Raw genomic sequence first — 13203 nt, 5'->3', positions numbered from 1 at the left:
GAACAGCTATAAACTAAATGCAGAAGCGAGTCGATAAATGTATTCATTAAGTGGTTCGATCTATGCTCAAGAGCTTATCTCAGCCGACTAGCATGGTCAGGAACAACCGCTTCTCCTACTCATATTTGCATACTCTAATTATTTGCATACTATAGTAACGTTTTTGTTCCTGATCATGCAAGTTTACGTTAGACGATACGCCTTGGGAGCACACCATCAACACCGATTCGCACGTAGATATAACCGTATTGTTAATCGCTTCATCGTGAACACATTTAATGTAAGCGCTTTATTAATTGGATGGAGGATATTCTATGACAAAAAAACGTTTGATCCCTATGCTTATCGCTAGTCTGCTTGTCCTGTTATTAAGCGCTTGTACCGCCGCGCCAGCAAGCGATCCGTCTACTGCACCCGCTGCTACAGACACAGCGGCGACGACAACTGGAGCTGGTAGTGAAATCGGTGTTTCTATTTTCGATATGAGCGATAAATTCGTCAGCTATATCACACAGGGGATGAAAGTAGCTGCAACCAAAAACAATATCAAAGCTACCTATGTCGATGCTGCCAATAATAGCAGCCAGCAGGTTCAACAGGTTGCCGCGATGATCAAAAGTGGTGTACGTGCGATTGTGCTTATTCCAACGGATGAAGCCAGTGCTACCAGCTCTATCGAACTGGCGAACAAGGCGAATATCCCGATCGTGGTTGTGAATCGCTATTATCCATCTGTAGATAATGCGACTGCTTATGTAGGCTCTGACTCCTTGACCGCAGGCACGATGCAAATGCAAGAAGTTGCCAAGCTGCTCAATGGCAAAGGCAATGTAGCGATTATGAATGGTGAAATGGGCACCGAAGCACAAGCCAAACGAACTGAAGGTAATAAGCAGGTCATTAGTAAAAACCCGGGCATCAAGGTTGTACTGGAAGATACAGCGAACTATGATCGCGCACAGGGAATGGCATTAATGGGCAAATGGCTCGCCTCCGGCACTCCAATCCAGGCAGTCGTGGCTAACAATGATGAGATGATCATCGGTGCAATTCTAGCTGCTCAGCTTGAAAACAAAGACAAGGACATCGTTTTTGCCGGTGTCGATGCCACGATGGATGCACTGGAATTCATGAAGGCTGGACGTTTGCAGGTAACGGTATTCCAAAATGCACCAGAGCAAGGCGCAGCCGCGATCAAGGCTGCATTTGATGCTGCCGCTGGCAAAACAGTTGAAAAGCAGATCATGGTGCCTTACGAACTCGTTACAAAGGATAATGTGGAGAAATATATTGCAAAGTGGCAATAAACGACAATATTGATTTTAGCCAAAGGAGCCTTGCTCATGAAATGGACGATTTTACAAAAGCTACTTGCCTCTTTTCTTCTGATTGCCTTGATTGCAGGTGGAGCTGGTGTGATTTATATTCACTCGTTAGATAAAATTCACGATTCGACGGATCATATTTTCGATCAATATGCTGTCCTCAAGTCAGAAGCGGACAATCTTAAATTTTATGCGACCGTTCAAAATAGTAATATGTTAACGTATATGCTGAGTCGGGATTCTTATTACGGCTCCGAGCTGCTAGCTGCCAATCAGCAAACGTCCAACTTGCTGAACAGCATGAAATCCAAAGTGACGGATACGAAAAGCTTACAGCAGATCGACTATCTGCTCAAAATGAATGATTACTACAAATCTGGCTCCGAGCGTCTGATTCAAATGACACCTGCTGAAGTGAGCAACGCTTATCTGGATATCAAAACAAGCCTGATCCCGATGGGTGGCGTGCTGGTCAAATTCGCCCAGCAATTCTCCGATGAACAGGATTCGTTGATGACAGCTGCACGCGAGCAGACAGAGCAAACCATTATCAATACGCGTCTGACTGCAATTATCGTTACCGTACTCAATCTAGCGCTTGCTATTCTGATTGGCGCACTCGTCTCTCGAATCATTTCCAAGCCACTGCGATTACTTTCCAGCAATGCGAAGCAAATTGCCAATGGCGAGCTGAATATCGCAGATGTACAAGTGAAGCAGCGTGATGAGATCGGTCAGCTCGCGGAATCGTTTAACCTGATGAAAAATAATCTGCGTGAGCTCGTACAGGAAATTAACGGAAATACAGATCAGGTCATTACGATCTCACGCGAGGTTGCTAGCGGTACCTCCGAAACGAGCAAAGCCGCAGAGCATGTAGCTGGAATTATGTATGAGCTATCCAGCAATACAGGCGGTCAGGTATCTACTGTCGAAAATGGGCTCAAGTCGATCTATGACATCAGCTCGAACATCCATCAGATCGATGAAAACAGCCAGCAGGCGCGAGATATCGCGATTCAGGCACAGACCGAATCGCTCAAGGGAGAACAGGAAATCCAGCGCGTTACCGTGCAGATGCAAGCGATCCAGACGCGTATGGGACAGATTGAGCAGGTTATTCGCTCACTTGGCAAACGTTCTGAGGAAATCGAGGAAATCAATAATGCGATCTCCTCCATCGCTACACAAACGAATCTGCTATCCCTGAATGCTGCGATTGAGGCAGCGCGTGCAGGCGAGCACGGACGCGGCTTTGCCGTAGTTACGTCTGAGATTCGCAAGCTGTCCAATGAAACGAATGAATCAGCTGTCCGCATCCGCAACCTAGTTCAGGCGATTCAATCCGAAACAGGCAAAGCCGGACAATCTGTACATGATATGGTCGAAGAAGTCCATCAGGGTACAGCGGCAGCAGGCTCTGTAAATGAGCTGTTCCATACGATCAAGCAATTGACGGATCGTACTACGCAACAGATTGGCAGTGTCACCGAGGAGCTCCAACATCTGAATGGCAACTCCGGTAAAGTTGTACAATCGATGGAGTATATTTCAACAACTACAGGAAATATTGCTTCCGGTACGGAAAGTGTGAGCGCTGCTGCTGAGGAACAACTGGCATTTCTGGAGCAAAGCGCTGCGCATACCGCTACTTTGCATCATATGGCAGAGAAATTGCAGCAGGCAGTGGCGCGATTTAAGCTGGATTGATCGAGGCTTTGAATATGTAGAAGAAGTGTGAATAAGGCTTCTTTTGAAAAGTTTAATGTAAGTGAAAGGCAGTCGTGGGGTTGGTTATTGCGAATGACTTTATAAGCAACTGTCTATGATGTAAAGTGAGCTGGTTATCGGAATAGATAATATTGGCTATCAGACAAGCTGAATTGCGGTAAGTTAGTGATTCATTAGGATGATCCTAGAAGCTAAGCCCCGTCTCGATGCTGGAGACGGGGCTTTTTGCTATGTAATCTCACTTCATTTTTACCAGCAAATCACCCGGATTCATTCTGACCGTTCCATCCTTATATTCAACCCATAGCGATCGATCATCAGACTCATTATCGTTTATAATGCGATATTCCGAATAGCCTGTTGCTTCGTCTTCAATTTGCTCGATAGAGTCTACTTTGGAGGACACATCATTTTCTACCAAATACATCGCTATTTGCTTTAATACAATTAACTTATGAATCTCCTCAGACGAGGCTTCAGTTAAGTGAATTTGTTTTATTTTTTCATTAATCGCGTTAATTATATCCAGCATACGTCACCCTTCCATCTACATGGTTAATTTGTCATTTCGATTCGCTTTGTACTTCCTTCGTACTTCATTCCACCAGGGCTTTGAAGTGTCTGAAGTCGAAAGTATGGTGGCTCCTCTTTTATCTAATACATCTAAAATCAGCCTTTCCGACTTCTCCACAACATTATGTTCATTCCCCATACCTAGATCCAAAAATATATGTATAGAGTCAAACAAATGTGCAATTTTTTGATATTCTTCATCCGTTAGCTTGCCTTGATTTTGCGCTAGTTGCTTTAAATACTGATAAGTAATGTTAACGATATCACTGTATTTGGAGCAAGCTACACTTTCTAAAAAATCTGCTATGATTAGTTTCGTATCGGACTTGTCAGCAACTTTCAATGTATAGATAGCTGCTGCTATAGCTTCAATATCGTGCGGAAGACGATATTCTTTTTTTATTTTTTCGCGTATGCTTTGTTTCAGTCTGTTCATATTGCACCTCATCTATGTGAGCAGTGTCTTTCTTTTGTATCATAGTATCATCTAAACCGACATTTCTAAAAATAATTAAAAATTCAACAACGTTATTGTTGGTATGTCACTCCGATTTGTAGCAGGTCACCTCGTTCCACCTTGATAAAGATAGACAGGCTTCATTGCACCTCGCTCCCCATTTTCACAGAGACACATCGTACATTCACGATCAACAAAATACACAGCTGGGAATAAGCCATCCTCTCGACCATTAAGATAATCTATAAACTGTGACAACGTAGCTAAAAAAACAACTCCATCCTTCCCCTTACCTTCCACATACATATAACCAGAAATATCGTTGTCTAGCGCTATATGGTCAACCGTAATTGTACCTTGAGGAAAAGAATATTGATTCCATAACGACCCATGTGTAGTCATATCCTGTTTGAGATAGGGCTTTCTAAAAGCATTTATAATATCTTTCCTGATTGATGTAGCATCATTTGGCTCCACAGGGTCACCGAAATAACTTATAAATACAGACATTTGTGTGTTCATCTTTTCATCTCAGCGATCGTAAAATACATACCGATCTGCTCCTTTCTTCTCAACGTTCTCCTTCTTTTGCCGCAAACCATTCAAAAATAGGATCTTCCTGAGTCGCTACTATATAGCTAGGCTGACCACCATCAATGACAGGCACGATCATTAAAGGAACAATCAGATCATGCCGTTGTATAGGCTCACTTAGAAAAAACAATAGATCATCCTTTTTCGCTTCAACGACATTCCCTGTAAAAAAAATCTGCTTTCCTTTTCGCCTCGGTTCATTATTCATAACCAAATAAGAATCCTCCACCAAAATCTCTTCTAAATCATCAAACTCCAGCATACCTTTAAAGCTATATTCACTCTTTAAACGAAAACAATTCAAAAATACATCAATTGCTTCCTTTTGCCCCAATACTTGTACCTTCTTCAAACTCGCAAAATCATATTCCATATATCCATGAGAGTCCGCCATTTGTATAACCTAACCTCCTTTCTACCATTTCATTCAAGAAATATAATTTGTATTTTTAAAATAAAACACTTGCTTTCTCATAAAATATTATGCTACATTATGTAACAAATTTACACAGCTGGAACATAATCAAATGCAATGAGTAGAAGAAGTACGAATGAGGATTCTTTCAGAGAGCCGCTGGTTGGTGAGAAGCGGTAGTGGAATCATTCCGAACTGGTCTATGAGCAGCCGCCTGATATGTAGGGTGAGCCGGGTTCCCCCGTTATAGGGATAGATGGTGTTCGCCATCGAATGAGCTGAATCGCTGCAAGCTGGCGATTAACTAGAGTGGTACCGCGGGTTATGCCCCGTCTCTATTATGGAGACGGGGCTTTTTGCTGTCCATATTCCGGATGTGGATAGGCTCGCTTGATATACATGGGTAGCATGACTACCTTACATCCAGATCGAACCCACATGTAAAAGCACATAACGAAGTAATAATGCATCGCATTGGATTCGGGCCCGATTCCTGCGTAAGACTTATTTTTGATGTCCCTTTCCCCTTCTTACTATGCGAGCGATGGCTGACGAGCCAGTGCAAGCAGATCGCAAGCAGGCGAGCATCATTCAATCTAAATCTGGGAGGAATATGAGATGAATCGAAATATTATTGTATTGGATACAACGTTGCGTGATGGTGAACAGGTACCTGGAGCACGAATGAATTTGCAGCAGAAGCTGGCTTTTGCCAAGCAGCTCGAGCGTTTACAGGTGGATATGATCGAAGCGGGCTTCCCTGCTTCCTCGCGTGGTGACTTTGAAGCGGTTCAGCAAATTGCTCGCACCGCTGGTCAGCAGATGTCGATCACCGCGCTGGCGCGTGCGGTCAAAGCCGATATTGATGCCGTATATGAGAGTATTCGCGATGCTCATCAGCCGTTCATCCATATTGTACTGGGAACCTCTAACGTTCACGTCGAGAAAAAGTTTAATCGTTCGCGTGATGCCGTTATGCAAATGGGTGTGGATGCGGTTCGCTATGCACGTACGCTGATGCCGGATGTGCAATATTCCACAGAGGATGCATCACGCTCGGAGTTCGAATATCTGTGGCAAACGATTGAAGCGGTCGTTCGTGCAGGGGCAACGATTATTAATGTGCCAGATACAGTAGGCTATGCAGAGCCAGAGGAATTCGGTCATCTGATCTCCAGCATCAATGATCGCCTGAAAAATCTGGATGATCGAGTCATGCTGAGCGTCCATTGTCATAATGATCTGGGTCTGGCTACTGCCAATACGCTGAGTGCGATTCGTGCAGGCGCGCAAAAGGTAGAATGTACGATTAACGGACTTGGCGAGCGTGCCGGTAACACATCGCTCGAAGAAGTCGTGATGGCATTAAAAGTACGTGAGGAACGTTACCAGTGCAGCACGCGCATTCGCACAGAAGAAATTATGAATACGTCTCGCTTGCTGACGCATTTGACCGGTCTGGATGTACAGGTGAACAAGGCGATTACAGGCGAAAATGCCTTTGCCCACTCCTCCGGTATTCACCAGGACGGCTTGCTGAAGGATAAAAATGTGTACGAGATCATGTCGCCCGAGCAAGTCGGTGCTGGTGAAATGGAGCTGGTGTTGACCGCGCGCTCAGGTCGTCACGCTTTTAAAAATGCAATGGCACGACTGGGCTATACTGCCAATGATCCTGAACAGCTGGAAGTCTGGTTTGCGCGCTTCCTCGAACTGGCTGATCGTAAAAAAGAAGTGTATGACCATGATCTGTTCTTTTTGCTGAATGATACTGAGGAGCAGGAGCAGATTACGTCTCCATTGTACGAGCTGGATCATTTTCAGGTGATTAGTGGTGGCTTGCAGCCAACCGCAACGGTACAACTGAAAAAAGGCGGCGTGCTGCATACCGGCAGCGCGATTGGCGATGGCCCGATCGATGCGTTGTATAGTGCAATTTTCTCGCTGACTGGCGTAGAAGCTACACTCAAGCATTACAAAATCAACAGCATTTCAAGCGGTCAGGAAGCGATTGGACGCGTTCATATTCAGCTCCAGCATGAAGGTCAGCTGTATACAGGCAGAGCGATGGATACGGATGTGATCAAAGCGAGTGGTCTGGCATTTTTGAACGGAATTAATGCGATCTTACTGGCTACTGCTGAATCGGGCGAGCCTGCAAGAGTTTAAGGAACATCATTTATACTGGTGACCATTCGTTTGTAAACTGTTTATAGTCCATGGGGCTTTTAGTTCGGTTATAGCCTATATGGTTTTTAGAGTTAGTTTGATTGGTGCGTATATCAATTCGTAAGCCGGTGCATAAGTAGGCTTATGAAATACCTCAATTAAAACAAGCCAACCTATTCAGCACGGATGAATATACAGATGACAGGTGGCTGATAGTAGCTGATAATTGTATATTTCTAGTACAATTTAAACTTGTACTACTTCTATCTTTATCGCTAACTATGCCATATGAATGAATGTGAATATCTCCTTATATCTCTTGCTTAACCAACAAAAACAACCGACTGGAGAAACGATACTCGTCTCTCCAGTCGGTTGTTTTTTACTGTTTAACTTACTTGGTGCAGTACACTATAGTTTGACAGCTGACAGATGAAGCTTATCGCCACCTTTTCGCTCAACCTTCATGCACAACTTTAGATGTATCTGATTGGTATTACGGCGTAAGCGTGTTTGGCAGCTGCATTGGGCCGCCTAGCTTCGTACCGTCACGGAAGTTATAAAATACATAGTAGTAATGATCGCCTGACTTGGCAAATACCTGCCAGGCATATTTGCCGTTATACGAGCCCGGGATTGAGCGTACAACCTCAGCGCCGGGAAGATCCTTTTGCAATAGCTCTCCTGCCCGTTGCTCGGTGATTGTACCTGCTGTCTGCTCCGTATGCACCGCATTAATGCCTGTAGCTGGAGTACCGTCAGTGTTGAACTTCACCCAGACCATTACATTTTGATTTTGCTCATTACTACCTTGAATGACCCAGTAAATGGAAGTATCGTTCCACACCGACTTGTAGCTATGTGTGACCGATGTCAACTTGGCATTTTGCTGGGCGATCTCAAGAGCAGTCTGCTCCTGGCTCCACGGCTTGGCCATTACATGAACGTAGAACTGATTCACGCCGAGCACGATCAGTCCGAGAATCGTGATAATGATCGCAATCCATTTGCCTGTTCCCAAATTTCGCAAGACACGCCATCCTTTCTAATCTGTTGCAAGTCAGCGTGTGAGCAAGCCTTCAAAGGCCGACTGCGCTTCACGACGGATTTTCTCCTCGTCCAGCGTCAGCGATACGCCATCCTTGATTACCTGTTTGCCATCTACCCATACATGCAGTACATCCTTAGCGCTTGCAGAGTACACAGTATGGGAAATAAAGTCTGTGAATGGCAGGAAATGTGGCTGATCGATATTCAGCGATGTGATATCGGCTTTCATACCCACTTCAAAGCTGCCTGTGTTATCGAGGAATACCGATTTGGCACCATATTCTGTACCCATACGCAGCGCCTCTGTTGCAGGTACGGCTGTTGGATCACCAGATACACCTTTATGAATCAGGGCAGCCAGACGCATTTCTTCGAACATATCCAGGTTGTTATTGCTTGCCGGGCCATCCGTTCCGAGGGATACAACGATTCCTGCTTTCAGCAGATCCGGCACTCGTGCTACACCGCTTGCCAGCTTGAGGTTACTACCTGGATTGTGGGAAATGGTCGCTTTGTGCTTCGCTAGCACTTCAATTTCCTCATCATTCAAATGAACCGCATGCGCAAGCAGCGTTGGACGTGTGAACACGCCCAGCTTTTCCAGATGAGCAACTGGACGCAAACCGTAGTCACGTACATTTTGCTCCACCTCAGCGATCGTCTCGGACATATGTGTATGCAGCGGCACATCCAGATCATGTGCTGCCTGTACAAAGCGTTCGATAAATTGTGGCGGGCACGTATACGGCGCATGTGGAGACATCATTGTCGTAATACGTCCATCTGCCTTACCATGCCAATCACGTACGAATTGAGTCGCCTGATTCAGCTTCTCGGTTTGCTCTTCCTCCGAGCACAGACCGATAACACCACGCATCAGCACAGCTCTCATACCGGATTGCTCAACAACCTCAGCGACACGCTCCGAACGATCATACATATCGAGGAATGTCGTTGTACCGCCTTTGAGCATTTCCAGTACAGACAGTGCTGTTCCGATGTATACATCGTCACTTGTGAATTTGGCTTCCATCGGCCACATTTTCTCTTGCAGCCATACCTGCAATGCCAGATCATCACCATAGCCGCGCAGCAGTGACATCGCTGCATGACCGTGACTGTTGACCAGACCTGGAATGAAGAATTGATGACGTCCATCGACAACGACTACATCCTCTTCTACCTGCGGCTCTTCTTCACCAATATAAGTAATCAGATCGTCCTCAATCACCATATGACCGTGCAGCACAGGCTTCGGTCCATTCAGAACGGCAAAAATACCGTTTTTAATCATCCATTTACTCGGAGAGTTGTTCATTGACTTCTAATTCCTTTCCGTCTTCAAGATAGTAAGCCAGACTGAGCAAATCGGTTGTAAAATCTGCTGTATGCACACGCACATGCGGTGGTGTTCTCAAAATAATCGGTGCAAAATTCAAAATCGCTTCAATACCTGCTTCAACCAGCTGATCCGCCACATGCTGTGCTTCTGTATTCGGTACGGTAATGATGCCGACACGGATACCTTTCGCTTGAATCGTCTCTGCCAGATCGCTCATCGGCTTGACGGTCAGTGTGTTGATCTTCGTGCCCACCTTCGGCTCATAGGAATCGAATACAGCGACAATCTTCATCGTCTCCTGTAAATAGGCATTGTAGTTTGATAAGGCATGCCCCAGATTACCTGCTCCGATCAGCGCCACATTAATCTGCTGATCCAGCTTGAGAATATGACGAATCTTCTCGATCAGATACGATACATCATAACCGATACCTTTACGTCCAAAATCGCCAAAATAGGCTAGATCCTTGCGGATTTGCGCTGGATTCAGATCCAGCTTTTGTCCCAGCTCCTGAGAGGATACTGTCGGCACCTCACGGGCATGAAGCTCATTCAGATATCTTAGATAGACAGGTAATCTTCGCACGACGGCTTCAGATATTTTTTCGGATTTCATGCTTGCTCCCCCTCTTGATTTGCAGCTTCCGTCTCCTGTGGCCGGTCACTCAACCATTCGGCAATACGGGGAATCATTTGACGGGTGTACATATGCTCCATTTTGGGGCCTGGCAGAGAATACAGGAAGTGTCTGCCGTAATAGGCCTCAATTACCCGCGTATCATAAATAAGCACGATCCCTCGATCATTTGCCGTCCGGACAAGTCGCCCAAAGCCCTGTTTGAATCGGATAACTGCCTGTGGCACAGATAATTTCATGAATGGATTTTTCTTTTCCCTTTTGAGCCGTTCGCTTTTCGCTTCAACGAGCGGATGGTTCGGCGGCTGGAAAGGTAGTCTTACGATCGCAAGACAGGTCAATGCTTCACCTGGAATATCGACGCCTTCCCAGAAGCTACTCGTTCCGAGCAATACCGATGCCGGATGCTCCTGAAAGCGGCGGGTCAGCTTCGTACGACTGCCACCATCTACTCCCTGACCGAAAACTGCAATCTCGCTAGTAGATAATTTCTCCTTCAGCGGCTCATACACCTGCCTGAGCATCCGATAGGATGTAAATAGCACCAGCATTCGTCCGCGTGTCGCCTGTGCAGACTCTGCCAGTGACTCCACCAGCATTGATACAAAATGCTCATCACCGACGCTTCCCTTCAAGGTTGGAAAGTCGCGCGGAATGAGCACGAGCGATTGCTCACGATAATTAAATGGCGATTCCAGCATGACCGTATTCAGCTTGCCCTGCTGCTCGGCTTCCTTAAGTCCTAGCTGCTCGATCATATACTGGAAGTTTTTATCGATCGATAATGTGGCTGAGGTCAGAATAATACTTTTCTTTTTATCGAAAAAGTGCTCCTTGAGCTGCTCACTCACATCTACCGGTACAGCGTACATCTGTAGCGATTTGCTGCGATAGCTTGCATTCGCTTCATACCAGTATACCGTATCCGTGCTGTCCAGCTTCACAAAATGACGCAGATCGTCGCGCACACCGCCCAGATCCTTAAATAGACCTGTTACATCCGTCACCAGACCATCGGTATCCACAATATCGTCAGAATCCTTGATCTTACCCATAATATGCTCACCCTGACGGATGATCTGGCTAAGCGCAATATGAATACGATTCTCTAGCTCGGTAATCTGTGCCCATTCTTCCGGCTTTTTATCCGGTAGCAATCGTAAGGTAAACTGAGCGGCTTCCCCTGGTCCAGCATCGCTGCGCTGCGGCAAAAGCGCAAACAGCAGCTCGTTCAGCTTGTCCCAGTCTTCCTTCACATCTGCCAGCTCAGGATACAGATTATCGATCGCAATCGCCCATTCCATCGCTCGTTCACTACCCGACGAGCCAAGCTGCTGACGCAATACAGCGAGCTGTCCATTTTTGCTATCCTTGAACAGACGCAGCAGTGGATGAACCAATGTGAAATATTTCATGTGCATCCCCAGATGCTTACCAGCCACATCCTCCAGATGATGGGCCTCGTCGATTACTAGTCGTTCATAGCCTGGCAGCAGCTGATGCCCTGCCTTAATATCGGTAAACAGCTTGGAATGATTCGTAATGACCACATCTGCTGCACCTGCTTCATGCTTGGCACGATGATAATAGCACTGCTTGAACCACGGACACGCACGTCCCAGACAGGAGTCGGTATCACTTGCTACCGTTTCCCAGAAGTCGCCACCACGGTTACCCATGTTCAGTTCCTCATCATCACCGGTTTCTGTAGCGGTCAGCCAGACGATCATCTGTGCTGCAATTAGCACATCTTCTTTAGGACTCTGAAATTCCTTTGTATTTATTTTATGCTCAAATTTGCGTAGACACAAATAATGCTGTCTTCCTTTAAATACCGCTGCTCGAAAAGCGAATGGAATCACCTTTGTTAACAGCGGTACATCTCGCTCACGTAGCTGCTCCTGCAAATTGATCGTATGCGTGCTGAGCATCACGCGTTCATTCGTTTTGACACTATGATAAATGGAAGGTAATAAATAACCAAGCGATTTGCCGGTACCTGTTCCTGCCTCGATCAGCAAATGCTTCTCATCGGTCAGCGCCTGAATGACCTCGTCAAACATATGATTTTGCGCGGTACGCTCTTCATAGTCTGGCAGCAGATTACGCAGATTATCCTTCACCTGCTCGATAAATTGCTCAAATGATGTATCCTCAAGCGGCATAGTGCCGCGCTCATCCGCTGCGGACGGAATATCGATCCAGTCGCCTACCTTCAGCGCCAGCTGACGATAAAAGCGATGACTGTCCAGATCCTGCGCAGGCTGTGCCTCACGCTGCATCCGTACCCCGTCAAAATACCAGCCCAGATCGCTATCCTGATTATCAAATAGCTCGGATAGTCGCTGCACCGTAATTAAAGGCAATCCGTCCAGCTCTTCCAGACATTTTAAAAATACATGTGCTGTTGCCAGCGCGTCGCTATCTGCCTGGTGTGGACGGTCATGCTGAAAACCAAGCGAGCTGCTCACCATACTGAGCTGGTAGCTTGGCAAATTCGGGAAGAAAATACGCAACAAGTCCATCGTATCCAGCACTCTGCCCGTAAACGGCAAATAGCCGGTACGATCCAGCGCGCGTTGCAGAAAGCCGAGATCAAAGCCGACATTATGTCCGACCAGCACAGCATCCTCCAGCAGCGGAATCATGTCCAGCATCACATCATCAAGCTCAGGAGCATCCGCTACATCTGCGTTGCTAATGCCTGTAAGTCCGGTAATGAATGTCGGAATCTTTCCGTTTGGCTTGACCATTGAGCTATATACTTCGCTCACCGTCATATCATGATCTATAATAGCAAGGCCCACCTGAATGATATCATCCGTAGCCTGGGTCCCTGTTGTTTCAAAATCCAGTACAGCAAATTTCATGGATGTCTAAATCCTTTCCCAGCAGCCCTTCTGCACTGAT

At 46.1% G+C, this 13203-nt stretch carries 11 protein-coding genes and 1 other annotated feature; of the genes, 3 read left to right on the top strand and 8 right to left on the bottom strand.

What is annotated here, in order from left to right; all coding sequences use genetic code 11:
- The first annotated feature begins 314 nt into the window (after positions 1-314).
- Both SK066_RS09570 and SK066_RS09565 read left to right on the top strand, forming a co-directional pair.
- Positions 315-1307: a substrate-binding domain-containing protein gene (locus SK066_RS09570; protein ID WP_320544480.1), complete on the top strand. Its 993-nt coding sequence runs from the start codon at positions 315-317 to the stop codon at positions 1305-1307.
- A gap of 36 nt (positions 1308-1343) precedes the next feature.
- On the top strand, positions 1344-3035 hold the full coding sequence (locus SK066_RS09565; RefSeq protein WP_320544479.1) for a methyl-accepting chemotaxis protein: 1692 nt from the start codon (positions 1344-1346) through the stop codon (positions 3033-3035).
- A gap of 259 nt (positions 3036-3294) precedes the next feature.
- Here the strand turns inward: SK066_RS09565 and SK066_RS09560 are convergent, their stop codons facing one another.
- The 4 genes from SK066_RS09560 to SK066_RS09545 all read right to left on the bottom strand — a co-directional run bounded on the left by SK066_RS09560 (position 3295) and on the right by SK066_RS09545 (position 5074).
- On the bottom strand, positions 3295-3588 hold the full coding sequence (locus tag SK066_RS09560; RefSeq protein ID WP_320544478.1) for a hypothetical protein: 294 nt from the start codon (positions 3586-3588) through the stop codon (positions 3295-3297).
- A gap of 15 nt (positions 3589-3603) precedes the next feature.
- Positions 3604-4065, bottom strand: a complete 462-nt coding sequence (locus SK066_RS09555; protein ID WP_320544477.1) for a hypothetical protein — start codon at positions 4063-4065, stop codon at positions 3604-3606.
- A 126-nt stretch (positions 4066-4191) separates the two neighbouring features.
- Entirely contained in the window at positions 4192-4608 is a 417-nt protein-coding gene (locus SK066_RS09550; RefSeq protein ID WP_320544476.1) for a hypothetical protein, read from the bottom strand.
- A 49-nt stretch (positions 4609-4657) separates the two neighbouring features.
- The gene (locus SK066_RS09545) at positions 4658-5074 is read right to left on the bottom strand and encodes a hypothetical protein (protein ID WP_320544475.1); all 417 of its coding nucleotides are present in this window, start codon (positions 5072-5074) and stop codon (positions 4658-4660) included.
- A 129-nt stretch (positions 5075-5203) separates the two neighbouring features.
- Positions 5204-5435, top strand: a binding site (T-box leader).
- 278 nt (positions 5436-5713) lie between these two features.
- Here SK066_RS09545 and SK066_RS09540 point away from each other — a divergent pair.
- Positions 5714-7264, top strand: coding sequence for a 2-isopropylmalate synthase (locus tag SK066_RS09540; RefSeq protein ID WP_320544474.1), 1551 nt, complete (start codon positions 5714-5716; stop codon positions 7262-7264).
- A gap of 496 nt (positions 7265-7760) precedes the next feature.
- Here the strand turns inward: SK066_RS09540 and SK066_RS09535 are convergent, their stop codons facing one another.
- The 4 genes from SK066_RS09535 to dinG are packed head-to-tail and all read right to left on the bottom strand — an operon-like array spanning position 7761 to position 13163.
- Complete coding sequence (locus SK066_RS09535; RefSeq protein WP_188775456.1) at positions 7761-8294, bottom strand: cell wall elongation regulator TseB-like domain-containing protein; 534 nt, start codon at positions 8292-8294, stop codon at positions 7761-7763.
- Between the two features lie 30 nt (positions 8295-8324).
- Positions 8325-9632: an amidohydrolase gene (locus SK066_RS09530; protein ID WP_188775455.1), complete on the bottom strand. Its 1308-nt coding sequence runs from the start codon at positions 9630-9632 to the stop codon at positions 8325-8327.
- Positions 9613-10272, bottom strand: a complete 660-nt coding sequence (locus SK066_RS09525; protein WP_188775454.1) for a redox-sensing transcriptional repressor Rex — start codon at positions 10270-10272, stop codon at positions 9613-9615. Before SK066_RS09525 ends, SK066_RS09530 begins: the two co-directional genes overlap by 20 nt.
- Entirely contained in the window at positions 10269-13163 is a 2895-nt protein-coding gene (dinG, locus tag SK066_RS09520; RefSeq protein ID WP_320544473.1) for an ATP-dependent DNA helicase DinG, read from the bottom strand. The genes SK066_RS09525 and dinG overlap by 4 nt, the downstream gene beginning before the upstream one ends.
- Positions 13164-13203 lie beyond the last annotated feature (40 nt).

It is taken from the genome of Paenibacillus hunanensis (assembly GCF_034055775.1).
Taxonomy (GTDB): domain Bacteria; phylum Bacillota; class Bacilli; order Paenibacillales; family Paenibacillaceae; genus Saccharibacillus; species Saccharibacillus hunanensis.
This window is presented reverse-complemented; position numbering and strand designations above follow the sequence as displayed.